The 25,635-nt window shown below is 45.5% G+C and carries 17 protein-coding genes and 1 riboswitch; of the genes, 13 read left to right on the forward strand and 4 right to left on the reverse strand.

All coding sequences use genetic code 11. The annotated features are described in order from the left end of the window. Nucleotides 1-192: 192 nt before the first annotated feature. The gene (locus AM506_RS06865) at nucleotides 193-1,851 is read right to left on the reverse strand and encodes an alpha/beta hydrolase family protein (protein WP_060671748.1); all 1,659 of its coding nucleotides are present in this window, start codon (nucleotides 1,849-1,851) and stop codon (nucleotides 193-195) included. A gap of 373 nt (nucleotides 1,852-2,224) precedes the next feature. Further along, nucleotides 2,225-4,048 carry an asparagine synthase (glutamine-hydrolyzing) gene (asnB, locus tag AM506_RS06870; protein WP_060671749.1) on the reverse strand — a complete coding sequence of 608 codons (1,824 nt, stop codon included), beginning with the start codon at nucleotides 4,046-4,048 and terminating at the stop codon, nucleotides 2,225-2,227. A gap of 382 nt (nucleotides 4,049-4,430) precedes the next feature. Here asnB and AM506_RS06875 point away from each other — a divergent pair, with 382 nt between their 5' ends. The 8 genes from AM506_RS06875 (at nucleotide 4,431) to AM506_RS06910 (ending at nucleotide 15,031) form a co-directional block, all read left to right on the forward strand. Next, complete coding sequence (locus AM506_RS06875; protein WP_060671750.1) at nucleotides 4,431-5,264, forward strand: STAS domain-containing protein; 834 nt, start codon at nucleotides 4,431-4,433, stop codon at nucleotides 5,262-5,264. 161 nt (nucleotides 5,265-5,425) lie between these two features. Then, nucleotides 5,426-5,974, forward strand: a complete 549-nt coding sequence (locus AM506_RS06880) for a hypothetical protein (RefSeq protein ID WP_060671751.1) — start codon at nucleotides 5,426-5,428, stop codon at nucleotides 5,972-5,974. 129 nt (nucleotides 5,975-6,103) lie between these two features. After that, nucleotides 6,104-6,436 carry a hypothetical protein gene (locus AM506_RS06885; protein WP_060671752.1) on the forward strand — a complete coding sequence of 111 codons (333 nt, stop codon included), beginning with the start codon at nucleotides 6,104-6,106 and terminating at the stop codon, nucleotides 6,434-6,436. A gap of 160 nt (nucleotides 6,437-6,596) precedes the next feature. Beyond that, nucleotides 6,597-8,630: a DUF4179 domain-containing protein gene (locus AM506_RS06890; RefSeq protein WP_060671753.1), complete on the forward strand. Its 2,034-nt coding sequence runs from the start codon at nucleotides 6,597-6,599 to the stop codon at nucleotides 8,628-8,630. 199 nt (nucleotides 8,631-8,829) lie between these two features. Beyond that, on the forward strand, nucleotides 8,830-10,737 hold the full coding sequence (locus tag AM506_RS06895) for a PTS mannitol transporter subunit IICBA (RefSeq protein ID WP_060671754.1): 1,908 nt from the start codon (nucleotides 8,830-8,832) through the stop codon (nucleotides 10,735-10,737). A gap of 85 nt (nucleotides 10,738-10,822) precedes the next feature. After that, the gene (locus tag AM506_RS06900) at nucleotides 10,823-12,892 is read left to right on the forward strand and encodes a BglG family transcription antiterminator (protein ID WP_060671755.1); all 2,070 of its coding nucleotides are present in this window, start codon (nucleotides 10,823-10,825) and stop codon (nucleotides 12,890-12,892) included. A gap of 5 nt (nucleotides 12,893-12,897) precedes the next feature. Then, nucleotides 12,898-14,037 (forward strand): mannitol-1-phosphate 5-dehydrogenase, encoded by a 1,140-nt coding sequence (locus AM506_RS06905; RefSeq protein WP_060671859.1) that lies wholly within the window; start codon nucleotides 12,898-12,900, stop codon nucleotides 14,035-14,037. Nucleotides 14,038-14,383: 346 nt separating this feature from the next. Then, on the forward strand, nucleotides 14,384-15,031 hold the full coding sequence (locus tag AM506_RS06910) for a 2OG-Fe(II) oxygenase (RefSeq protein WP_082386267.1): 648 nt from the start codon (nucleotides 14,384-14,386) through the stop codon (nucleotides 15,029-15,031). A gap of 41 nt (nucleotides 15,032-15,072) precedes the next feature. Here the strand turns inward: AM506_RS06910 and AM506_RS06915 are convergent, their stop codons facing one another. After that, nucleotides 15,073-16,032, reverse strand: a complete 960-nt coding sequence (locus AM506_RS06915; RefSeq protein WP_060671860.1) for a DMT family transporter — start codon at nucleotides 16,030-16,032, stop codon at nucleotides 15,073-15,075. A 92-nt stretch (nucleotides 16,033-16,124) separates the two neighbouring features. On the opposite strand from AM506_RS06915, the gene AM506_RS06920 reads away from it, so the two are divergent. After that, the gene (locus AM506_RS06920) at nucleotides 16,125-16,715 is read left to right on the forward strand and encodes a helix-turn-helix domain-containing protein (protein ID WP_060671757.1); all 591 of its coding nucleotides are present in this window, start codon (nucleotides 16,125-16,127) and stop codon (nucleotides 16,713-16,715) included. A 94-nt stretch (nucleotides 16,716-16,809) separates the two neighbouring features. On the opposite strand, the gene AM506_RS06925 is transcribed toward AM506_RS06920, so the two are convergent. Next, nucleotides 16,810-17,598: a DUF2935 domain-containing protein gene (locus AM506_RS06925; RefSeq protein ID WP_060671758.1), complete on the reverse strand. Its 789-nt coding sequence runs from the start codon at nucleotides 17,596-17,598 to the stop codon at nucleotides 16,810-16,812. Nucleotides 17,599-17,748: 150 nt separating this feature from the next. Next, nucleotides 17,749-17,925: riboswitch (Lysine riboswitch) on the forward strand. A 114-nt stretch (nucleotides 17,926-18,039) separates the two neighbouring features. Between AM506_RS06925 and lysA the strand changes: the two genes are divergently transcribed. The 4 genes from lysA to AM506_RS06945 all read left to right on the forward strand — a co-directional run bounded on the left by lysA (nucleotide 18,040) and on the right by AM506_RS06945 (nucleotide 25,602). Next, a complete protein-coding gene (gene lysA / locus AM506_RS06930; RefSeq protein WP_060671759.1) occupies nucleotides 18,040-19,326 on the forward strand; it encodes a diaminopimelate decarboxylase in 1,287 nt (428 codons plus the stop codon). A gap of 111 nt (nucleotides 19,327-19,437) precedes the next feature. Further along, on the forward strand, nucleotides 19,438-20,307 hold the full coding sequence (locus tag AM506_RS06935) for an ABC transporter permease subunit (RefSeq protein ID WP_235576058.1): 870 nt from the start codon (nucleotides 19,438-19,440) through the stop codon (nucleotides 20,305-20,307). After that, entirely contained in the window at nucleotides 20,307-21,329 is a 1,023-nt protein-coding gene (locus tag AM506_RS06940) for an ABC transporter permease subunit (RefSeq protein WP_235576059.1), read from the forward strand. The genes AM506_RS06935 and AM506_RS06940 overlap by 1 nt, the downstream gene beginning before the upstream one ends. A 559-nt stretch (nucleotides 21,330-21,888) precedes the next feature. Then, the gene (locus AM506_RS06945) at nucleotides 21,889-25,602 is read left to right on the forward strand and encodes a S8 family peptidase (RefSeq protein ID WP_060671761.1); all 3,714 of its coding nucleotides are present in this window, start codon (nucleotides 21,889-21,891) and stop codon (nucleotides 25,600-25,602) included. Nucleotides 25,603-25,635 lie beyond the last annotated feature (33 nt).

A 25,635-nucleotide genomic window follows, 5' to 3' on the forward strand; every position in this document is an offset into this window, starting at 1 on the left:
GGATAAGATTGTCACGCCGCCATACAGGCGTTACGCCAATCATACTGAATGTGATTTCTCACCTTCTACTTCAATATAAAGTATGAAACGGGTTTCAGAGCAAGGGAAATTTGAAAAATGAAATCTGGCATTTACTGAGCCGGATCTCTTAGAAACATGCAATGACCAATATTACTCATTTTAAAAACCTCTTTATCGTCGAAGGCGACACTCATGATCTGCCTTCACCAACCCATCCAAAAATCTGCGAATTTCTTTGTTAGCCCGCATTTCATTCTTCTTCTTAGAAAAACCATGACCTTCATCATCAAACAAGAGATACTCAACAGCGATCCCTTTGTTTTTTAATTCATCTACAATGCGCTCCGACTCCTCCGTCTTCACCCTCGGATCGTTCTTCCCGTGGATGATGAACATCGGAGAATCCATATGGTCGATATAGGTGATAGGAGAGTCTTTTACAAGCTTTTCATAGTCTGTTTCAGGATTTCCCACCATTTGATCCATAAGGGTTCTCCAGCTGGCTGGAACATTTTTCAGGAAGGTTAATAGATTCGATATGCCGAATATGTCGACAATCCCACAGAAATATTCAGGATGTCGTCCGGCGAGAAGCAGACTCATATAACCGCCATAGCTTCCGCCCATCGCCACGATCTTGCCCTTTTCAGCAAACCCCTCTTGTATTAGCCATTCCATTCCAGCCACACAGTCGTGTCGAGGTCCGTCCCCCCAATTCTGTTCCACCATCTTCTCGAATGTAGCCCCGTAGCATTTACTGCCCCGGAAGTTGGGGGCGAAAAGGGTATAGCCGCTATGGACGAGGTACTGAATCACAGGTCTGTATACCATGCGTTCTGCTTTCTGGGGTCCACCATGCGGCCAGAGGATGGTGACCCCATTCGGTTTCTCAGATTTGTACAGCAGGGCTTCAATTTCCAGTCCATCATGGCTTTCGTAGTGGACGATATCCGGTTTAATCATGTTTCCTTCAGGTACGCCAAGTACTTTGGTATTCGTCACTTGTGCCCAGCAGCCGTTCGTTTCCCTTTTGTAAATGGTATCCGTTTTGTCAGCAGAAATTCCAAGCGCAAAGAGGTTTCCATTCTTGGTGACTTTTATTTTTTTGATGACATCGCAGGGAGTATCGACTCTCTCTCCCTCACCCGTCGACAATCCATAGACATATAGATGATCCCTTACGCCTTTTTCCGCTGTCAGGAAGATTTTATTCGATTGTTGATGGAACTGAATCGAAGTGATTTCTTCTTTATCTAATGCAAACAGAGAGTGGAATTCATAGGTTGAAAGATTAAAAGAAGCAAGGTATGAAAATTCTTTTCCATAGTTCGTTGTGAAATAAATAGTATCCCTGGTCAAGTAAATATCCTTGATCGTGTGAACGGTGTTAACATCCGGTACCAGGGGCACTTTCCTATCACTAGTTTGGTAAAAGGCAGTGGTATGGGTGTTGGAGTACGTTTCTGTATAGACATAAGAACCGTCGGAAGAAGCGGCGGCCACAACGATCGGAGCTTTATCACCTTGCTGGATAAGGGTGGTATGACCCGTTTGTAATTCGGTTTTATAAATATTCAACAATGGGTTTTCGTGATTGGTAGAGTAGTACATTTCCTGATCTGTAAAGAAGGCGTGATAGCAAGTGGAACCGGATTCCTCTTCATGGAAGGGGATAGGGGTACCTCCTGATAAGGGCAGATGATGCAATTGCTGATTTTCATCTCCATCCTTCTCAAATGTAGCGATGATTTGATTCTGATGGATATGAATGAGGTTGCTATTCTGGTTGATGGTCGTTAACGGATAAGGGAACAGATGGGGTAGATCCACGGCCCAAAGATTAAAGGTCCCGTTGAGATTCGTGCTGAATACGAGTGTGTCTTCGTTTTCATTAATGGTGAAGGTGCTGATTTCAGAAGTGTGGAAATAATGTTCGACTTCGGTTGCAGTGCGGATAGGTCATTCCTCCTTGGAAATACACTCAGTTATAGGTATATTATTCCATTTAGAGAGGAGGTAGGCAAGATAAAATATATGGGGGTAAGCTTCAATTAGTCTTGCTGGCCATCCGTTAGACAATGATTTTACAGACTTCTACAACTATTTCCCCGGAAATTGATAAATAATTGTAAGATTCGACTAAGAAGGGACCACTCTTTAAGGGTACATAAAAAAGACGAGGGGAATCTCCCTCGTCCAGTTTCTATATGGCTATCTTGATTTCGTACTCTTCCAACCAGCCATTCACTTGAATCAAGTAATCAAGTAATCCCTTTGCACTCGAATCAGGAAGATGACTATTTCCTTCTGCAATGGTTCTGACCGTCTCAACATCAATCAATTCTAAAATCGGGGACGCCGGATCATCCACTATCGAAATCATCCATTTCTGTACGCCTTCAAGATACGCGTCATCCTTCGTACTTGGATACGCACTCTTCCGTCTATTTCGCACATCATCAGGGAGATATCCTTCAAACGCACGGCGAAGGATTCCCTTCTCGATGTCATCAATATTCTTCATCTCGAACGGGATATTCCACAGGTATTCAACAAGGCGGTAATCGCAGAATGGTACGCGCACCTCGAAGCCCGTCATCATGCTTGCCCGGTCTTTCCGGTCGAGCATAAAGGGAAGGAAGCGGGTGATGAACATATACGACATCCGCCTTTGCTTCGCTTCAACGTCACTTTCGCCTTTTAGTTCAGGGAGCTCTGCGAGTGCTTCCTGATAGCGCTTCTTTTGATAGTCAGGAATATTCAATTTCTCCTTCAAATCTCCCTTCAGAACACCGGCAATCCCCCCGATATTCAGGAGCCATGGGAAGACATCCGCATCAAGAAATTCCTGTTGATGGAACCAAGGGTAGCCCGAGAACACTTCATCGGCGGATTCTCCTGATAATGCTACTGTCGCATCCTTTTTCATTTCTTTGAACAATAAGTAAAGGGATGTCTCGATTTCCCCGACTCCCGGCAAGTCTCGTGCCTTCATGGGAGTGAGGAGATTGTCCACGAGTTTTTCCGCGTCAAAGACGATGGAAGTGTGATCCGTACCGACATGCTCGGATACACGTTTCACCCACGGCTCATCAAGGTCCCGTCTTAGGAAATCTTCCTTGAAGCTTTCTTCATTGTTCACGAAATCAATGGAATACGTCGGAAGTGTTTTGTTTTCCTTGTTGAATTCTTTCCCGGCGATGGCCGTCAGTCCACTTGAGTCCAGTCCGCCTGATAGCATGGACACGAGTGGCTTATCTGCAAGTAACTGTCGTTTGACCGTATCCTCGAGCAGTCCTCGAATCGTCCTGACCGTTGTTTCTATATCATCGGTATGTTCTTTGCTTTCAAGCTTCCAGTATTGTACGGTGTTTCGATCCTTATTGGTGAGGGTCATGTAATGGCCGGCACGAACTTCATATATATTTTTGAAAATGGCTTTCCCCGGTGTCTTCATCGGACCAAGGCCGAATACTTCGGATAAACCTTCCGTATCGATTTCAGCCTGAACATCCGGGTGTGCAAGGAGTGCTTTGATTTCAGAACCGAACAAGATCTCATCGTCCTTAATGGTATAAAATAATGGCTTGACCCCTAAATGGTCGCGGCCGAGCATAAGTCTTTCTTTTCGCTCATCCCAGATCCCGAAAGCGAAGATGCCGTTGAAATGATAGACGCAATCCACGTCCCACTCCAAATAGGCATGGAGCAGCACCTCTGTATCTGAGTTTGTCGTAAATCGGTGATTCTTCTCGATCAGTTCATTTCGCAGTTCCAGATAGTTATAGAGCTCCCCATTATAGGTTAATGCTATCGTTTTTTCTTCACTCTGATAGAGCATGGGCTGTCTCCCGCCATCGGGGTCGATGACGATCAGTCTCCTGTGCCCGAGTGCAGCATGACCCCGGAGCCAGCTCCCTTCTGCATCCGGTCCCCGGTGTTCAATGGCATCGGTCATGTTTTTCAGTGTCCGTCCCTCATTGGTAAGGTCTCTTGACCAGTCAATCCAGCCTGCAATTCCACACATATTCCATACGCCTTCTTTCTTAAAGTTCATTCGTGGTGAGCGCTCACCATGTAATGGATTTTATCTTTTAGCTATAGTGATCCCTTTTACGGGGTCACGTTAAATGGTAAATCTCTTCTTCAATGGACGTCAAAGGATTACGGCTGACTTCTGAGAAAAAATGTAAAAGGTCATCTGTTCCTGTCAGTTGATTCCTAAAAACTCATGTCTATCGCCTTATGAAAGGCAATGTGTCCTGCAAGAAAGTTAGGATAAACTTTTTCTTTCCTTTATGGCTCGCCCATAGTACATTATTTTTATAAGCATATGTAGAATATCGCTTCGCAACGGACCGAAGGAAGAAATGATCACATTCCCTTGTCTTATAGAAAGCAGGTCGATTATGAAGGTAGCGGAAAAGTTTTACGAATTTATAAATGCACGTACATGGCAGCTGACAGAGGATTGGTATGCGTCCCTTGATAAAAGTGATTCTTCAGGCGTTTATGCCTCAACGGATCCCCAAGTGATTCAGACGTTAAAGCGGCAAAATCATGAATTTCATGAACGTTTTTGTGTTTTATTTAAGGATGTTGGGCAGGATGCACTGTGTAACTTTGAACGTTGGATTGAAGAAATTGCGAAGGATGATGAACACTTATCCACTCCTACACACTATATCATTCGGGAATTCTTTCGAACACAGGATCAGTATTTAGGGATTTTACAGGAATTTGTCCGTCAGCATGGTGATGAGTTTCCGTCTGGGAGAATCGATGATTTCAGAGAGATGATCATTAAAACGTTCAGCATCGTCATCTCCAAATTTGCAGAAGGAAATTACGAATATTCCCAGAGACGCTTGAAGGCACAACAGGAAATGATTCGGGAACTCAGCTCCCCCGTTATATTATTAAATAAGAAGACCGGTGTCCTTCCTTTGATCGGCGACATCGATACAGGAAGAGCGAGGTACATCCTCGAGCACACTCTGGCAGAATGTGTGAACAAGAATGTCGAGCACCTATTCATCGACCTTTCCGGTGTCATTATGGTGGATACCATGGTAGCCCACCAGTTATTCCAGATCATCGACAGCCTGAATTTGATCGGGGTGAAGAGTACCATTTCCGGAATCCGTCCGGAAATTGCCCAAACAGCGATTCAGTTGGGCATTTCATTTGAAGATATTTCGGTCACGTCGACTCTTGAACGTGCTTTGAATGAACAGAAATAGCAGATTGAAAGATAACGGGCGTTTACATGAACGCTCTTTTTTTTATGTAATTTCCTCATACTTTGTTTGGAATCAATCTATATAGGGAATTACCTCCATTATAGAGTGAATTTGGTAAGGTATGCCCTTGAATATAATTCACCTTAGAAGGAGGGGGTACCATGCAATTCGTCAAGATGATCCGTTTCCACCGCAATGGATTCACAAGTGGAGCACCTTCAAAACAAATGGAGAAGGATCCGGTTTTCCTCAACCGTGTTGTACATAATTTGTTTCATACCGGCCAAGCGATCTTCACGACAGAAATAATCTCTCCGAAAGAGGAAGACCGTGATTGGTACGGTTGTTTATGCTATTTGGAGGAGAATGCCATGCAAACGTCAGGTACGAGGACGATCGGTTTCCTTCCAAGGGAAAGCAACATTTGGGTGAGGAACATAAGCCATGTCGGTGACGGCACCCCATACTACAACCGTTCTCTTCACCCATTGCTGGAATATGAATCCGGCGATGGAGGGAATGTAATGACCGATAGTTGGGTGAAGATGAGCGTGGAGGATGCCTTGGAGCGAACCCGTCTTTGGAAGGAGAAGAATGTCCACCTTCCTGATTGGGTCACCGAGTGCTATCTGACTGAGCGCCAGGTGAAGAGGCTGATCTATCCATCCACAAATGAAACGGTCATGGAGTTTTGGTTGAGTAAAAATTAACAATTTGAAGTGTTTCCCTGTAACGTTTATCTGTTATACTACATAGTAGTTAATCTTATAATTTAAGAAGACTTGAAGTGTAACGATCTTTCGTGCACTATCTATGTAATATATAAAAGGGGAATTCACTTGAAATTTGAAGAATTGAATCCGGATCTCGTGGCACTATGTCAGACTGCTGATCATTTTCAAATGGCAGAAACCGTGATCGGCAGTCCATTAAGAGGATTAGATATCCTTTCGTTGAAGGGCATAGAACGTAAGAAGAACCTACCAGCCGACGTGACCAACCTGTTGATCATCTATTTCTTTACAGAGGTGAAAGGCACGGTCTATCACCGGAATGCCCTGGCTAAACTGTATAATCACTGGGTATCGAATGAAGTGTTTACCTTTTCTAAAGCACAAGAGATGGTGAAGCTGGATATGCAATCCCAGTTGGGTGAAATCGATCGATTATAATAGGAAGAAGAAGGTTTGGATCCAAGACGATCCAAACCTTCTTTTTGTATGATCCATGGAAAATAACAGATCACTGAAGCAATTTTTAAGAAAAGGATTGTGAAGTATTGGGAATTTTGAAATAATTATTAGTAGGAAATTGGAAGGAGGGAAGAAAGCCATGGCGAAATTGGAAACCGGTAACGTACCGGTCAGCGGGGATTTTGAAAAGGAATTGGAATCGATCATTGCCCGGTTCGAAAAGGAGAAGCATTCGTTCTATGCATTGGCTCGGGTTTACATTCACCATCAGGATATGGAGGATCTTTTTTACCGATCGATTATCCGTCTGCATGATGAGGCTCGTAAAAGGAAGAAGGCTCATTCAGCTACAAGAATTTTTCTGGAGGAATGTCAAAAGCTATCGGAACAACCATCTTTCAGTTCAGATGATGATCCCTTTCACGCATTTCACCACCTCGGATCAGCTGATAAAGAAGCGGTGGCATTAGTCTATCTGAAAGGGTGCGACCAGGATGAGGCCGCCCGTATACTTGATATCCCGCTTGATGAAGTGAAATCCCGGTTATTCAGTGGCATAAGGAAGCTTCGTGAATCGATGGGGAACGGCCCTGAAGTTGAAGGCTGCCACGATTATCAGAAGCATTATCTGGATTACTTAGGAAGAACGATGGATCGACCGGAAAAGGTGGATTTTGAAATACATATCTATCATTGCAGAGATTGTCAGGAGGACCTCGCTTCGTTTCAGGAAGTGACCCTTGCTCTTACCGAATTGGCAGAAGAGGCTCATCTCCCGGCAGATGTCATGGAGAGAGTCAGAATCAGGCTCGATCAAAGGGAAGCAGAGAGAAAGAAGCGGAGAAAGAAGCGGAAATCGATCCTGCTTTCCTTTGCGGGGGTGTTTGTACTCCTGATCGTTACAGGATTTATCACAGGCGGATTTTCACATCTTTACTATTCTTATACGGAAGGCGATGAACAACTGCGAGCGATACTCCAGCACGATCTAGGTGAACGGATGGATCTGGAAGCGGAAAGTGACGGAGTGAAGATCACAATCCGGAGTGTTGTCGCGGATGACGTGCAGACGCTGGTTTTTTATGAAGTGGAAGACCTCAAGGGAGAAAATCGTTATATGATGAACCCCTATGAAGGAGTCACCATCGAGAATGAATATGATGTCATGAAGAGGGACCAGCAATCCGGGTTCTATTCTCCTCCACGTGATCAAGAAACCCTACATAATTATAAGAAAAATGTCTATAGGGGGACCATTAGTCTCCTTCCGGTTTCAGTGGACGAGGGAACGATTAAACTACAGATTGCAAGACTTATGCAATTACCCGATGATCCTGCAACGGGTGAATTTGGTGGCGGGGAAATGAGATTTGCTGAAGGGGGCTGGAGTTTCGATATCCCATTCGAAAAGAAGCCTTCCCGTGTTCATAAGCTGGATAAGAAAATGGAAGTTGCCGGTATACCGGTCAGGTTAGATCAAATGACGATTGCCCCGACCGCAACAGTTCTTGAATATAGCTTTCAGGAGCGTGAAAAGAACGGGCGGATTGACATGATGACCTTTGAGGCGATTGAATCGGAAGATAAAAAGTGGAAGGCGGATCAATTCGGAGGCATGATGTACGGGGGGGCTTCGGATAATGAGGGATGGAATTCCTTTAAAACGGCCTTTGACACTCTCTATTTTGATGACCCTAAGAATGTGACCATCCGCTTTGGATCGGCTCATCTATATGTGAAGGATCAAAAAATCATCGAACTCGATGTAAATGAAGGATTGCCAGATACTATTGAGTATCTCGGCAACACGATCACCATAGATGACATCAAAATCGGCAGCCCGACACAAGTGACCCTTACCCACGCTCTCTCGAAAGATCGGATTTATGATAGTGTGAACTATTTATATTACAGTACCAAGGATGAAGAGGAACAATACTCATTGGGTGTAAGTGGCGGTGATGGCATATTAATGGATAAGGATGGCAAGAAGTATGAGCCTGGTTCCTTTGAGTTTGAGAAAATAGAACAGCCCCGCTATTTTGAAACAGAACAAACCATTGATTTTTACAACGAAGGCGGAGCGGAAGACGTCATGCCGACCGAGCTTGTCATAGACGGCTACACAACCACCAAATACCTGGACGATCAGGTGAAGGTGAAGCTGGATTAAACGCTTGAAGGGAACAGTGCCATACTGTTCCCTTTTTACTTGTTCCAACACCACCGGAATATCTTCCACAATCAGAGAAACAATAGGTTTGTCGTCACCAGGGTGACAAAGTTAGTTTTCATCATTCTTGAATCCACCATGCTGTAAGGCCTATCATTAAAATAAGAAATCATTATCTATATATGAAAGGATGAGAGAAGTGGCGCAATCCAATATGAAAGTTGCGGTACAAAAGTTTGGTAACTTCCTCAGTTCTATGGTTCTGCCGAATATCGGTGCATTTATCGCGTGGGGTTTAATTACAGCGTTGTTCATACCAACTGGGTTCTTTCCAAATGAAAGCCTTGCCAAATTGGTCGGGCCGATGGTTACGTATCTGTTACCGTTATTGATCGGGTATACAGGGGGTAAACTCGTACACGACCAGCGTGGTGGGGTCGTTGGTGCGATCGCGACAATGGGTGTCATTGTCGGAGCACCGGATACACCGATGTTCTTAGGGGCCATGGTTATGGGGCCGCTCGGAGCATATGTGATCAAGAAGTTTGACGGATTGATCGAAGGGAAGATCAGGGCAGGGTTTGAAATGCTCGTGAATAACTTCTCTGCTGGTATCCTTGGGGGAATCCTTGCGATTCTTGCGTTCTTGGGTGTCGGACCTGCAGTGGACGCATTCACAAGTTTACTCGTTGAAGGGGTTGACTGGCTGGTTGCAGCAGGCCTGCTTCCATTAACCAGTATCCTGATCGAACCAGCGAAGATTCTATTTTTAAATAATGCAATTAACCACGGTGTCCTGTCACCAATCGGGTTGGAGCAGGTTCAACAAGGTGGAAAATCGATTCTATTCTTATTAGAAGCGAACCCGGGACCAGGTTTCGGAGTACTCCTTGCCTTTATGTTATTTGGAAGAGGAACAGCGAAACAATCGGCTCCAGGGGCAGCCATCATTCACTTCCTTGGTGGGATTCATGAGATTTACTTCCCATACGTATTAATGAAGCCTAAACTATTCATTTCTGTCATCTTAGGTGGAATGAGTGGGGTCTTCACTCTTGTATTATTGGGCGGCGGACTGGTATCACCGGCATCACCAGGAAGTATCATCGCAATTACAGCGGTTACTCCTCCTGAAGGAATGGCGTATCTGGCAAACTATGCAGCGATCCTTGTAGCAACAGCTGTTTCCTTCATCGTGTCTGCCATCATCTTGAAATCAAGTAAGGCGACAGACGATGATATTGAAGGTGCAACAAAGAAAATGCAGGAAATGAAAGGGAAGAAGAGTTCCGTTGCCGGTCATGTGAGCAAGGGAACACTGCCTGAAGAAGTAAACAAAATCGTCTTTGCCTGTGATGCAGGTATGGGTTCGAGTGCCATGGGTGCTTCCCTTCTACGTAAGAAAGTGAAGGCGGCAAATCTGGATGTCAGCGTGACGAACACATCCATCAGTAATCTGCCATCAGACGCACAGGTGGTCATCACTCAGGAAGAATTGACACCTCGTGCGAAAAACAAGCTTCCAAATGCCTATCATATTTCCGTGGATAACTTCTTATCCAGTCCGGAATACGACAAGCTGATCGCGAGTCTTCAAGACGGGATCACGGATGAACAGGCAGAAGTTGTGGAAGAAGCAGGAGAGGAAGCGGTTAACGCTGAACCGAATGCAGATCACGACGATGATCTTCTCCTTGAAGAGAATATCTTCATGAATCAGTCATTTGCCACGAAAGAAGAAGCGATCCGATTCGCTGGAGAAGCTCTCGTTAAAGCAGGATACGTGGAAGAAAGTTACGTAGATGCTATGATTGACCGAGAAGGAATCACATCTACGTATATGGGTAATAATGTAGCCATTCCACACGGTACGGAAGACGCGAAGAAAGCCGTCATCAAATCCGGATTCACCGTCGTTCAAGTGCCGGAAGGCGTGGAATTCAACGGTGAGAAGGCGAAGATGATCTTCGGTATCGCCGGTAAGGACGGAACGCATCTTGAGATCCTTTCAGGTATCGCGGTTGTCTGCTCCGAGCAGGAAAACGTCGACCAGATGGTACAGGCGAAGTCAGCCAAAGAACTGAAGGACATCATCAACAGCAACTAGAACTATCATTCAGAAAGGCGGGATTCCTGCCTTTCTGTTCTCATTTGTTTTGAAAAAAGCTCAGGATAGGGAAAGAGGGGAAAGTATGTTTATTACATTAAGGGAAAAATCCATTATTGAATTGATAGTAAAAACATCTGGAAAACATACCGTGTACTCTCTTTCTGCGTTTTTGAATGTGAGCGGAAGAACCGTACAGCGAAATTTGAAATCAATCGAAAGCATTTTAAAACAGTACCACCTGGAATTGAAGAGGACGGCCAATGAAGGTCTGTTCATCGACGGGAAGAATGAGCACATCTATCGTTTAATTCAAAATCTTGCGGATGTGAATCCGACCGACGAAACCCCTGAGGAACGAAAACTGAATCTCCTGATCATCCTTCTGCATGAAGGCCCTTCTTTTAAAAAGCAGGTGCTTGCGAGTCAGCTTGGAATCAGCGTGACGACCTTATCTACTTATCTGGATGAGCTTGCCGATTGGCTTCAGAAGTATGGGATCACCCTGACGAAAAAACGGGGTGTGGGGGTGGAGCTTATGGCGGAAGAAGCCGACAAGCGTCATGCCCTGGCAAGTTTTTTCCTCGTCCATTTTTATGAAGACATCATCGAGACTCTGTATGGGATGCAAAAGGGTCATCATCTTGATGAACCTGTTCTCGGCTATTTTAAAACCGACTATTTACTCGCCGTCGACAAAGTAGTGAATCATCATTTGGCAGACGGGCAGATCACATTGACGGACAGTGATTATATCGGTCTTGTCGTGCATATCTGCCTGACAATACAGCGGACGGAAAAGGGCTTCGGATTCCAGGAAGGGGAACCATCTGAAGAAGGGACATCAGGTGAGTTCCGGTTGATGGAGACGATATGCCGGGAACTGAAACAGCGGCTTTCGGTTTCAATAAATCATCTGGACGTCCAATTCTTGACGGTGATTTTGAAAGGATCAAAGGTGCAGGATCCCGAAGTCGTTTACTATGACAGCATCCTTCTAGGGCATCTCATCAAAAATATCATCAAGGATGTGTCGGCGGACCTCCACGTGGATCTGGCCGATGATTTTTCCCTGTTTCAGGGACTCCTTGCCCATATGGGACCGTCCATCTTCCGTCTGCAGCAGGAACTGGACCTGTTCAATCCCCTGACGGATGAGATCAAGAAGAAGTATCCGGTCTTATTTCTAGCGGTGAAAAAGAGTCTTGAAATGGAGTTTAAGGATATCTCGTTTCCGGATGATGAAGTGGCGTTTATCGTCCTTCATTTCGGATCGGCCATGCTGATGAATGAAGAAAAGGTCAACATCCAAGCAGTGGTCGTATGTCCGACAGGAATCGGTACGTCCAAGATGCTCGCGAGCCGCATCCAGCGGGAACTGAGCATGATCAATAAGGTGGAAATCCTGTCGATCAAGGACTTTCAGAATGCTGACCTCGAGGATTACGACATCGTCATTTCCACAGTCAGACTTCCTTTTACGGAAGTGGAATACATTCTGGTGAGTCCATTATTGAGTGAGAAAGACATCGGATTCATCCAAAGCTATCTGCAGAATAATGTCGAGAAGCTGACGAGGAAAAAATACTTGAAATCTTCACCGAAGTCTGACGGGAAAGCAGAAGTGAGAATGCTCCTTCAGGAAATCAAAGAAGTCCATTCCAGCATGGAAGCCATTCTTACCAATTTCCGCGTGTACCGGAAGCAGTCGACGGGAAAACATATCAAGATCCTGAGTGAAATGGTGGACCAGGCGGAACTGGAAGGACTTCTTCAACAGCCTCAAAGGGTCCTTGCCCAACTGCTGGAGAGAGAGAAGAAAGGCGGACTCGGCATCCCGAACACGAATATGGGCCTTTTCCATTGCCGGGATCACAACGTAAACAAGCTGGTCTTCCAGGTAGCCCATCTGGATGAACCTTGTAAAATCAAGGGGATGGATGGTGCGGAGATGGAGATGAAAAGCCTTCTCCTGATGCTCGCCCCTGAAGAATTAAGCAGGCGGGAACAGGAAATCCTCAGCCTGATCAGTACAAGCTTAATTGAAGATCATAGATCAATGATGATTTATTCGTCCACGAACGAAGCGATCATCCTGAAGAAACTGGAAGAAATCTTTCTGGAGTACTTACAAACTAATTTGATAAAGGAATGATAATCTTGAAACAAACCGTACATTTTGGTGCAGGAAACATAGGCAGAGGATTTATCGGAGCATTGTTTTCCCAATCAGGTTACCACGTGACCTTTGTCGATATTGCCGAGCAGGTAATTAATAAACTGAATGAAGAAGGGCGCTATCAGGTAAAACTCGCAACCGAATCGATGGAAACGGAAACGATCGAAAATGTGTCCGGCCTGAACAATCTCCATCAGGAAGGGGAAGTGATCGACACAATCGGCCGCTCCACTTACCTGACGACGGCCATCGGACCGAACATCCTGCCAAGAATCGCTCCACTGATTGCAAAAGGGATCACAAAGCGAGTGGCCTCTTCAGATGAACCGTTATATGTGATCGCATGTGAAAACCAGATCGGTGCAACGGATATTTTGAAAAAGCATATTTTAGAAAATCTTGATGAAGAAACGGTCGCAAAGCTTGAAGACAGAGTCTACTTCTTCAATTCAGCGGTGGACCGCATTGTACCGATGCAGGATCAAGGTTCTTTGGACGTCCTCGTTGAACCATACTACGAGTGGGTCGTTGAAACGTCGGAAGAAATCCCCCCTGTTGAAGGAATGACGATCGTTGAAGATCTTGCACCATTCATCGAGCGGAAGCTGTTCACAGTGAACACAGGGCATGCGGTCATTGCCTACCTTGGTTACCTTCAGGGAAAATCAACGATCGATCAAACATTGGCCGACGAAGCCATTGCCGAGCAGGTCAAAGAGACATTGAAAGAGACAGGTGCCTACCTCGTGAAGCAATATGGTCTGGATGAAAAAGAACATTTGGCTTATATTGATAAAAACATCGAACGCTTTAAAAATGCCTATTTGAATGATGATGTAACCCGGGTGGGACGCGCGCCGATCAGGAAGCTTGGTCCCGATGACCGCTTGATCCGCCCGACCACAGAAGCTCAAAAAGCAGTACTTTCCTATTCATATCTCGCCAAGGCGATTGCAGCAGCGTTACTGTTCGACAATCCAGAAGACGAGCAAGCAATGGAAATCCAGGGCATGATCAACGAGCACGGTCCTGCATATGTTTTGGAAAAAGTGAGCGGACTGGATGCGGACAGTGAGATTGTGAAGGAAGTATTGGTTCAGTATGAAGCATTAAAGAAATAAAATGTGGACTGTCGGATGGGATCCGGCAGTCTTTTTTGATAAGTTTTGACTACGTGTCCTTTCTGTGACACCCGTGAACCCACGCCAATCCTAAACCCGGTCAACTTCATTATTTTTCAGAGAAAAAAAGAAAAAATAAAGATAGAATTCCACTGACCCCGGGTGTAAAATATATAAAAATACACTCTCATAATTTGACATGCAGGAGGAAACAACCGAATAAAAGATACAGTTATGCCTATTGTTGCTATTTATTTTTCCCAGTCTGGAAGATTGAAAGAACGCTTCCACCAATGTAAGAATTCAGAATGTTAAAAATACGATAAGAGGTTGATGAAAGTTGGCAATGAATACGACTGAGTTAGCTGTAAAGGAACAAACGATTTTCCACCATACGGGAAATAAGATCAAGACGGAAGACCGGGATATCCAGATCATCGCGAAAATGGAGGAGCCCCTGATCGTCGTGCTTGGCAATGTGTTGAGTCATGAAGAATGTGATGAACTCATCCAATTGTCAAAAGATCGTGTCGAGCGCTCAAAAATCGGGAATACCCGGGCAGTCGATGGACTTAGAACGAGCAGTTCTGTATTTTTGGAAGAAAGTCATGATGTCGTGACACGAGTTGAAAAGCGAGTCTCCCAGATTATGAATATACCTGTTGCCCACGGGGAGGGTCTTCAAATTCTGAACTATAAACCGGGTCAGGAATACAAGGCACATTTCGATTTCTTCTCGGCATCGGCAAGGCCGGTGAAGAATCCTCGGATCAGTACCCTCGTCATGTATTTGAACGACGTAGAAGAAGGCGGGGAAACCTACTTCCCGAAGCTGAATCTCTCTGTTTCTCCCCAAAAGGGAATGGCGGTTTACTTCGAATATTTTTATGATAATCAAGAGTTGAACGACCTGACGCTCCATGGCGGGGCACCGGTTGTCATCGGGGATAAATGGGCTGCGACCCAGTGGATGAGAAGGCAAGTATTTAAGTAATGGAAAGGAGGAGTATCCCAAGAGTGGGATGCTCCTCCTTTTTAGCTTGCGGATTTCACGGATTTTACCACAGCTGCATTCATTTTTTTCACGTTGACGGTATGAATAATCATGCCTGCGATAATCAGGAAGATGCCGATCAGGGCGAATCCAGACGGGAGGGGAACGGACAGGATTGCCGCTTCCCCCATGATGACGAACAGGATCTGGGTCGACTGGGTCGCTTCCACTGCCGCAAGCTTGCCTGGATGATGCCTTGCCATGTTCGTCGCAAGGAAAAAGAGGGAAGTCGCAATCACCCCTGAGCAAATGGCCACGATAAAGGATTGTGTCACTTGACCAGCGGAAGGGACGCCTGCTTTGAAAAACGCAAAGCTTCCAAGGAGCAACCAGAAGGGAGTGGTTGCGATTGTCATTCCGAGTACCCTTTGAAATGTATCAAGCTTTCCCCCGCATACCTCCATCATTTTACGGTTCCCGAGGGGGTAAGCGAACGCTGCGATGATCACCGGTAAGACTCCTATGATCATTTCTGAAAGAGACAGCCCACTGGCATTTTCCTGTTGGATGAACAGCACCCCGATTAAAATGATCGAGGAAATGGCGAGAGCCCTTTTTTGAATGGTGTGCCTCCGTCTCACAGGCCCTGATGTAAAAAACAAGGGAGCGAGCAGGATTCCTGCCACAATCGTGAACTGCCATGTGCCCGCAACAAGCCAGCCAGGTCCATATGCTGCCGCATACGTCAAAGGACCATAAAAGAGGACAAATCCGACAAAGCTCCAAGTCAGCCACTCGTATGGCTTCTTCCTCATTTCGATCCACACTTGATTTATATTCTTCCGTAAACCTACAATAAGGAAAAGGAAAGGAAGCATGAACAAAAAACGCAGCGACGAACTCCACATCCAGCTTCCGCCGGCAAGTTCCATTGAACGGTTCAGGATGAAGGTGACGGCAAAGAACATAGATGAAATGATACCGAGGGCCAGTTCTTTGATGGGAAGCACTCCTTTCTAATACATATACTATAGTTTACTTTATATATATTATAATATACTTCAAAACTTTGCAGATAGAAAGAGGTAGAAAGATGAACAATGACGGTTTGACATGGCAGGACCCAGAAAAGCTCGCCCGGCACGTCGGAAATACATTGAGAAACATACGAAATGAGCGGGGACTCAATCTTCAGGAACTCGCGGATAAGACCAGCGTCAGTACATTGACCTTAGGAAAGATCGAGAGGGGGGAGGCCAATCCATCTTTGACGATCATCTGGAAAATCGCGAATGGGCTTTCGATCCCACTATCAGCACTCCTCGTGGAAAAGCAGGAAGTACAGATTTCCAGGAATAATGAAGGCAGCAAAGTGATCAGTGCTAATGAGTCCCTGACCCTTGAACCGATGTTCACTTCTTCAGGATATGGATCATTGGAAACCCATCGTGCCTTCCTGAAACCAAACAGCGAATACCGTGCCGATGCCCACCAGCCTGGCGTGACTGAATTTGTGACGGTCATGGAAGGGAAGGTACAGGTGAAAGTGGAAGCTGAGGTATTTGAGCTCTGTCAGTATGATTCGATCAAATTCCGTGCGGACAAAGAACACAGCTATATGAATATGGAATCAACGGAAGCCGTCCTCCATTTTGTGATGATTTACACTGGACGGGCAGATTGAAGAATCCTGAGTATGGTATTGTAAAATAAAACTGAATTAAGAAAACCCCCGAAATTTAATCAACTCTGGGGATCTTCTTAAATAGGTGTCAGAGTTAAATACGGGGCTTTGTAGGGTCACAGGCCGGACCTTGCTGGCTGGTTGCTTCTGCGAGTTTCGTTAAGTAATAGCATTCTTCCCTCAGCATATGATCGGCCATTAAAGCGGCGAAGGTTCCGATTGCTGTCTTACTTAATTCCATTTCCTCAATCTCATCTAAAAAGCCCATAAACAGCTTCATCTCAAGTTTGACATCATCATTGAATCGTTCGAGGGCAGGGAAGTGGTTCACTTCTGTCCGCAGGAACCCAGCCATTTCAACGGCCTTTAAGTAAAAAGCTTCAAAATCCGTTGTGAATTCATCACTTTGCTTCTTGATTTGTTTTTCTATCCGGTCCATATTGTCGGAGATAGCTCCGGCATGTCCCGCCGCATCTAACAGCCACAAGAGATGATGGTGGAGTTCGTGGAAGATGGGAGGCTTTTCGCCTTTGGTCAAGTATTTTAAAACGCGGAGGTATTCTTCGAGCTCATTCACCATATGATTTAGAAATGTGGGTCCAAGACCTATGCTGATATCCCCTGTTAAATGACATTTAATCAGTTCAAGTTTGAATTTCCTGAAACGGAGGCTGACCTCTTCTGCCTGTCTGCTTAAAGAAATATCAGGATTCTGTTTCGAGCGTTCCAACAGTTGATCCCACTCTTTTTTAAATGTATTGGCAGTATTGATATATTCTTTTTCTTTTGGAGCAAGAGAGTCATGGATAAACCGTGCATGATCTCCAAGCACCTGCAACCAAAAACCATGTTCAAATCGGGCTGTTTCTTGGTAATTTGCCATTTAGTATCCCCCTAGAGTAGTTTCCTTGTATATGTATTAAAGAAATCACGAAAAAATGTCCGACTGCTGGTCCTTCCAGGGGAACAAAAAGCATTGACAACCATTTCAAGAGAATGATATAGTTATGCCAATAAAAATATACAGTCACTCTCTGATAATAGAGGCGCGAGAATGATGAGTACCTTCTTTGAGAATAATGGATTCCGGGATAAGTTGGGAAAGGCAGATCGCCGAAGCAGAAAATAGCCAATTCTATTTTTTGTTGGGCCAGCATTGAAGAAATGCTGGACTGTCACAATGCAAAAGTTGTGGAGCACTATTGAAGAGATGTTAATACATAGTCTTCATCTTGGTTCCGTAAACTTTGATGAAAAACCGTATGAGCATCTGCTTCATACGGTTTTTTTGTGTTTGTTTAGAGAGTCTAAAGGAGTTAGGGATATGAGTACAGTTGATGTGAATGTTCAAGGAGATTTAACGATCGGTGGGATGGGTACAGGTGAGTTGGTCGAACGATACGGCACTCCCCTGATGGTGTATGATGAGGGGCTGATCCGCGGGAATGCGAAATTGTTCCGGACTGCATTCAATGAAAGCGGCCTGAAATATCAGGTGGCGTATGCGAGTAAGGCATTTCTTTGCAAAGAGATGGTGCGACTTGCAGAACAGGAAAACTTATCCCTGGACGTCGTCTCCGGCGGGGAATTGTATACGGCATTGGAAGCGGGTTTCCCGGCAGACCGCATTCATTTTCACGGGAACAACAAGTCCGAAGAAGAGCTGCTAATGGCTCTAGAAGCTGAAATCGGCTGTTTCGTCGTCGACAGTTTCCTCGAACTTGAACTGCTGCATGACCTGGCAAAAGAGCGGGAGCAGGACGTGCAGATCCTGATCAGGGTCACTCCGGGCGTGGAAGCCCACACCCATGAATACATCACGACAGGCCAGGAGGATTCGAAATTCGGATTTAGCATTTCAAACGGACAGGCAGCCACGGCGATTGGACTTGCGATCAGAAAGCCATACTTCTCATTGCTCGGCCTCCATTCCCATATCGGATCCCAGATTTTTGAACAGGAAGGGTTTGATCAGGCGATTATGGTACTCGCTGATTTCATGCATCGCATACGGATTGATTTGGACTTAACGATGCCTGTGCTGAATATTGGTGGCGGATTTGGTGTCCGGTACACGAAAGAAGACAAGCCTCTGCCGATTCCGACCTATGTCAAAGGGATAACGGATAGTGTGAAAACCTATTTTGCCAAACATGAATACCCACTCCCTGAAGTATGGGTGGAGCCGGGTCGAAGCATGGTGGCGGAAGCGGGTACGACGTTATACAAAGTGGGCTCTAAGAAAATCATCCCTGATGTGAGGACGTATGTGGCAATTGACGGGGGGATGACGGACAACATTCGTCCGGCCCTGTATCAGGCGAAGTATCACGCAGTACTTGCCAACCGACCGAATGAGGAATGTACGGAACTTGTGAGCATTGCGGGAAAATGCTGCGAGTCCGGTGACATGCTCATCTGGGACCTGATGCTGCCGCCAACGAATTACGGTGATATCCTGGCTGTGTTCAGTACAGGGGCATACGGGTATTCCATGGCGAGCAATTATAACCGGATACCGAGACCGGCTGTTGTGTTTGTGGAGAACGGGGGATCCCGGGTCGTGATCGAGCGGGAGACGTATGCGGATCTTGTAAGGAAAGATCGATAGGAAAAAAGGAATGGTGGGGTCCATATGGGTTCCACCTTTTTCTATGGGAATGTTTGGATGATTATGGTAATGTAGAGGTAACTTTATCCAATGAATGTGGAGGGTCAATCTATGAATCTCAAATCGATCGGTTCCATGGTGTTGAAATTTGTCTTCGTTCTATTGGGGATCATCCTTCTGACTGGCCTCATCGGTTTATTCAATGAAGGCGTGGATCTCAGCCTGAAACAATATATGCTCAACATTGTGGAGATTTCAATTTCCCTCGTCCATTCTGAATCAATGACCATCACGAATGAATCGAACAACACGTATCCTATGTTCCCGTCCTTCTGGGAGCCGTATTTCTATTCTGTTTCGATCTTTTTGTCGGCCTTTCTTTTAGCCGTCCTCATGGGCATCTTCCTTGCGTACCTCACGCATTTGCTGCCCTCCCGCTGGTCGAAGTTCATCCTAAGGGCGACCAATCTTCTCGAGTCCACACCCGATATCTTCATCTTGATTGTCATTCAATACAGCGTCATCCTCATCCTGAAAGAGACGGGGGTACTGCTGTTTCCGATCGTCGGCTCCCAGGAAAAAGTGTATCTCGTACCGATTGTGACCCTGTCCATTTTACCGACGATCATGTGGTTCCGGGTCATCTATTTACTGGTGTGCGATGAATATGGGAAGCCCTATGTAGACTTGATCAAGAGCAGGGGAATGTCCAAGCATTCAATTTTCTTCATCCATGTCCTGCGGAATATCGCATTCAGTTTATTGAATCATTCCAAATCGATCATTCTCTTTCTCTTATCTTCATTAATAGTGTTTGAGAGATTATTTAATATTTATGGCATCACCCATTTCATCCTCTCATTCTCTCAAATGGACGTGATTTGTTTCAGTTTGATCATGTTTTATCTGCCTGTTTTTATGCTGCTCATCCTCATCAGGATCTTCGTTGATCGGAAAACCGGGCAGAAGGTGGTGATATGATGCTGAAAAAATTGATGAAGAATCCGGCATTTTTAGTGGGGTTTATATTTCTGTTCGGCATGTTTGGAGCAAGTCTTGTTTACTATGTGGGTTGGGGGGATGAGGTGCCGAAGCTGGATCTTATGAAAAATGGGGGAGAGTTTATGAGCCCTCCATACTCCCCGGTAGAGTATCCTCCTCTTGGCACCGACAATTTCAACCGGAATATCTTCCTACTTATCATCGTGGGGGCTAAATATACAATAGGGGCAGCGCTGATCATCACGTTATGCAGGGTATTGCCTTCAGTTTTAATTGGACTGGTGCTTCACTTTTACTTGAAACCGTTCAGGAGGATCATCGATCACATTGTGGATGCCGCAAACTATTTTCCGCCGACGTTATTATCGTTTTTATTATTGAATTGGATGTTGCTTGAGGGGCCGTTATATAATCCTGAGGGATTCCCCTATGATTTTACCGATAAAACCGTTTTTTACCTGGTCATTCTTATCGTTATTTCACTTCCAAGTCTGACACTGCTGTTTACGAATGAGTATGACCGGATCATGGGTCAGGAGTTCATTGATAGTGCAAAAGTGCTGGGTGCAACAAAGCGTCATTACATCAGGAATCATATTCGTCCTTTTATTCTTCCGCAGATCCTGCTCGTGTCGATTCGGGAATTTATGATTATCATGCTGTTGATTGCGCATCTTGGGGTTCTGAATATTTATATAGGAGGGGCCTCATTTGAGGTCGACCTTTTTGACAATCCGTTCCTGATTTCTCTTTCCCATGAATGGTCGGGTCTCCTCGGCGGCTGGTGGCAATTCCTATGGACCACTTATCCGTGGATATCCTTCATCCCTGTCATTTTCTTTACTTTGACGATCCTGTCGGCAAAGCTGATGCTGATCGGAGCAACGCAAGTGGTGGAAACCATGGTGGAATCTTCAACAGATGATTTATCGGCTGATGAATCTGAAACCCGTTGCTTAAAAGATAATGAAATGTTCCAACTTGTGAAAGAGGCGAAGTGAGAGGATAGATCTAATGACCTGGGTTTATAGTATGGAAAATGAAATGAGAAAGAAGGCAGCGTCTGCTGGGATGCTGCCTTCTTTCTTTGTGTTTCAACCTGAGAGCCCGGTTCAAGCGGATAGTGGGTAATATACGTCTATCAAGAAATTTTTTTGCGAATATTTTAGAGGAATTTAGTCTTCTATGAATAGAATAGATAAGATATTTTTTTCGTTAATCCTCTTTGTATCCTACATTGCCATGAATTTCTGTACCCAATTTCATAGATTTATTTCTTACTCTCCCGGAAGCTGGGGCACTCTAGTACTCTTGTCCCGAAAAATAACCCCAATTGAGAAATCCATGATCCCACCCTTACAATTTAATTAACAAACATGAGGTTCAATCGACTTCCAGAGCATACCCTTCAAATTCAATCAAGGAGGCGGTGGCTTACTATTTTTCCCGTAGTCTACCAATCATGCAACAGACGTTGTGACTACATACTTTATTCCTTTTTCCTCACCCAGATTTTACCCTATGCCTGTATAAAGACCTTAATAGAATAGGAGAATGATAATGAAAAAGCTGAACGTGAAACCCCTTCTGGTCGGATCAATCGCAGCCTCTATGATTGCAGGCTCGATGTTCCAAGTGAATGCCCAAGGCGTACCCTCGAAAGACGTAAATCCTAAACAGTCAACCGTTAATGTGAAAGCCAGCATAAAAGGGGAGCATACCATCACCCTCATAACCGGAGACGTGGTGAAAGTCTCTACTTTAAAGGATGGAAAACAGATCATCAATGTGGAGCCGGCAGAGAAAAACGGTGAAGGGGTCAGGGTCATGACGATCAAAGATGAAACCTTCGTCTTTCCGAACTCTGCAATGCCCTATATGTCAGCCGGTAAGCTGGATGAAGATTTGTTTAACATCACAAAACTGATCGAATATGGTTATGATGACAAAAATACGGATTCGGTACCGGTCATTGTCGAATATGAAGAAACGAAAGCGAAATCGATCAACACTGCACCAAAGGGATCCAAGAAAGTACGGGAATTGGAAAGTATCCACGGAGCCGCGCTTTCTACAGAGAAAAAGCAGGCTGAAGTTTTCTGGAATGACGTGACGGTTCAACGTGCTGAAAAGCAAGCAACGTCCCAATTCGATAATGGTGTAGATAAGATCTGGCTGGACGGACGCGTCGAAGCAGCCCTTGAACAAAGTGTACCGCAGATTGGTGCAGATCAGGCTTGGGAACAGGGATATACCGGTGAAGGTGTTAAAGTGGCGGTCCTGGATACCGGGATTGACTCAGAACACCCGGATATTACTGGCCAAATCGACGAGGCAGTCAGTTTTGTCCCCGGTGAAGAAGTAAAGGACGTCAATGGTCATGGAACACATGTGGCCTCCACGGTTCTTGGAACGGGTGCTGGTGACGGGAAACATAAAGGGGTCGCCCCGGATGCCCGTTTGCTGGTAGGGAAAGTATTGAGTGATCAAGGGGTTGGACAGGATTCCTGGATCATCGATGGGATGGAATGGGCATCGGAAAATGCAAAGATCGTCAATTTGAGTCTTGGAAGCGATATGCCGAGTGACGGAACGGATCCCATGGCAGAAGCGGTCAATCAATTAACAGAGGAAAACGGGACATTATTCGTTATTGCCGCAGGAAATAGAGGCGGGGAAGGGACAATCGGTTCCCCGGGAGCAGCGGATTCGGCATTGACGGTTGGGGCCGTGGATAAGAATGATCAGCTCGCATGGTTTTCCTCCAAAGGTCCTCGCTACGGAGATATGGGGCTGAAACCTGATTTATCTGCGCCTGGTGTGGATATTGTGGCTGCCCGTTCCCAGTATTCAAGCGGGGAGGGGTTGTATAAAAGCTTAAGCGGGACATCCATGGCCACACCACATGTAGCCGGAGCCGCTGCGATCCTGGCTGGAAAACATCCGGAATGGGATGGGAAAACATTGAAGCAGGTATTGATGAACACGACGAATAAGCTTGAAGATTACGCACCATACCAGGTCGGAACCGGTGTAGTCGATGTGCCTGCAGCACTGGATTCAAAAGTAAGAGCCACGGAATCCATTTCATTTGGATTTTTCAAATGGCCTCATGATCAGGCTGCTCCAGTTGAAAAGGTGATCACGTATACGAACGAGAGTGATCAGGATATCACCCTTGATCTGGAAGCGACTTTTACCAATGCGGAGGGAAAAGAAGCTCCTGAAGGCATGCTGAATCTCGAGCAAGAAAAGGTTACAATCCCCTCAGGTGGGACGGTAGACGTAAAGGTGACGTTGGATTCGATTCTTGGAGAAGCCGGTTCGCGCTATCAGGGGTTCCTGAGAGCGAAGGAGGATGGAAAGGAACTTATCAGCACAACGATGGCCATGGTCAAGGAGGAAGAACGTTATCCACTGACTTTGAAGGCAACCGATCGTGACGGCTCTAAGGGGCTTGCTTATGTGGTCCTATTCAGTGAGAAGATGGAACCGGAAGCTGTGGCCGTGGATGGAACACTTGAACTTCGATTGCCTCCTGGCACGTATTCCGCCATGTCCCTTATGGATGTCGATACAGAAACAGATCATGCTGGAGTAGCACTGGTCGGTAATCCGGAAGTGAAACTTGACGGACCGAAAACAGTCGAACTTGATGCACGAAAGGCGAAGGAGATCAAAGCGGTCGTTCCAAAAGAAACGGAAGCAAACTATCGACGTATGGAGTATCACCAAACCTTCGGGGATATGCCGATGACAAGTCTTTACCTGATGCCTGTGTGGATTGATAAGCTATATGCTGTTCCGACTAAAGAAGTGAAGAATGGGTACTTTGAGCAACTGACCCGCTGGCGTTTGACGAAACCGGCATTGACCATTGATTTTAAAGGAAAAGAATTGGATGATATCCCATTTGCGGGTAGTACGCGGTTGGATGGAAAGTTCAATCTCTCCACCGTATATGCAGGTTCAGGGAGCTCAGCTGACTTTGCTCGCCTGAAGGCAAAAGGAAAAGCGGTGGTAGTCGATCGAAATGCAGAAGTGAGTGTGTCAGAGCAAGCTACGAATGCTGCCGAAGCAGGGGCAAAGCTTGTGATCATTGTGAACAATGAGGACAAAGAGTTCAGTGTATATGCGGGAACTCCTGACTATACGGATAATCCGGTTGCTGTTGCTGGTATAAGTAAGAGTGAAGGGGACAAGCTCGTCAAAGCGGTCCGTTCAGGCAATGTAAAGTTAAAAGTGGAAGGAACGGTCGATTCTCCATACCTATATGATTTAATGGATGTTCATGAAGGCTCGATACCGAAAGATCTGACCTATGCACCTAAAGGGAAAGAACTGGCAAAAATCGAAACAAACTACAATTCACCTATTGAGACGGATGGAGGGGAATTCCGTTATGACCTTCGTCCACACACGATGGGAGCTGTAGGATTCCTGCAAAAAGTGTCATTGCCAAGCACCCGTACGGAATATGTATCGGCGACAGAAGGCACAGGATGGTATCATCAGGCAAATGTACTTGATGAGGGCTGGCAGATCCGTCAACCGCTTATGTCGTATGCTGGAGGAGAGAAAAATACAGAAAATTGGTTCTCACCTGTAGTCCGTCCAAGTCTCGGAGATGGTTACTGGCCACCGAGAAGACAGGGTAGTTCCCTTCAAATCAATGTTCCTGCATGGGCAGATGCCGGGAAAGGGAACACAGGGGGGACTGAATGGGATGTATCTTTCGAAAACCAGACCTCTCAGTTATACAAAGGAGATACGTTATTGAAAGAAGGAAAAGGACAGGCAATGAATGTTTGGGACATCGTACCGGAAGAACGTACACAGTACCGATATGTCACAGACGCCAAACGGGATGAAACACGTTGGAACACCTCCACCAGAACTCATACAGAATGGACCTTCTGGACAGAAGCTACTGAGAACTGGATGGAAGACCTTCCATTCCTGATCCTTGACTATAAGGTGGATACAGATGTGAATGGAGATGCACTGGCGAACCGTCCAACCAACCTGGAACTTTCTGTAGGTATGGTAGAAAGGGCATTCGGTTATGGAAAGGTAGAAGGCTCCTCACTGGAAGTGTCCTTCAACGAAGGGAAGTCGTGGAAGAAAGTAAAGCTTGACCGTGACGGAGATACATTCAAAGCGGTCATCACGAACCCTAAGAATGCCAAGAGTGTATCATTGAAAGCCAGTGCCTGGGATGATGAAGGAAACAAAATCAGTCAGGAAATTGTAAAGGCTTATGGATTGAGATAAGAGAGGGACGCACCTCTGATTTTAAGGCAAAAC

This window comes from Rossellomorea vietnamensis (assembly GCF_001305855.1).
Taxonomy (GTDB): Bacteria; Bacillota; Bacilli; order Bacillales; family Bacillaceae_B; genus Rossellomorea; species Rossellomorea vietnamensis_A.

What these genes read in the sequence shown, in the direction of transcription:
- asnB (WP_060671749.1), bottom strand. Translation starts at nt 4,048, where the DNA reads ATGTGTGGAATTGCAGGCTGGATTGACTGGTCAAGAGACCTTACCAAT.
- AM506_RS06875 (WP_060671750.1), top strand. Translation starts at nt 4,431, where the DNA reads ATGAAGGTAGCGGAAAAGTTTTACGAATTTATAAATGCACGTACATGG.
- AM506_RS06880 (WP_060671751.1), top strand. Translation starts at nt 5,426, where the DNA reads ATGCAATTCGTCAAGATGATCCGTTTCCACCGCAATGGATTCACAAGT.
- AM506_RS06890 (WP_060671753.1), top strand. Translation starts at nt 6,597, where the DNA reads ATGGCGAAATTGGAAACCGGTAACGTACCGGTCAGCGGGGATTTTGAA.
- AM506_RS06900 (WP_060671755.1), top strand. Translation starts at nt 10,823, where the DNA reads ATGTTTATTACATTAAGGGAAAAATCCATTATTGAATTGATAGTAAAA.
- AM506_RS06910 (WP_082386267.1), top strand. Translation starts at nt 14,384, where the DNA reads ATGAATACGACTGAGTTAGCTGTAAAGGAACAAACGATTTTCCACCAT.
- AM506_RS06920 (WP_060671757.1), top strand. Translation starts at nt 16,125, where the DNA reads ATGAACAATGACGGTTTGACATGGCAGGACCCAGAAAAGCTCGCCCGG.
- AM506_RS06925 (WP_060671758.1), bottom strand. Translation starts at nt 17,598, where the DNA reads ATGGCAAATTACCAAGAAACAGCCCGATTTGAACATGGTTTTTGGTTG.
- lysA (WP_060671759.1), top strand. Translation starts at nt 18,040, where the DNA reads ATGAGTACAGTTGATGTGAATGTTCAAGGAGATTTAACGATCGGTGGG.
- AM506_RS06935 (WP_235576058.1), top strand. Translation starts at nt 19,438, where the DNA reads ATGAATCTCAAATCGATCGGTTCCATGGTGTTGAAATTTGTCTTCGTT.
- AM506_RS06940 (WP_235576059.1), top strand. Translation starts at nt 20,307, where the DNA reads ATGCTGAAAAAATTGATGAAGAATCCGGCATTTTTAGTGGGGTTTATA.
- AM506_RS06945 (WP_060671761.1), top strand. Translation starts at nt 21,889, where the DNA reads ATGAAAAAGCTGAACGTGAAACCCCTTCTGGTCGGATCAATCGCAGCC.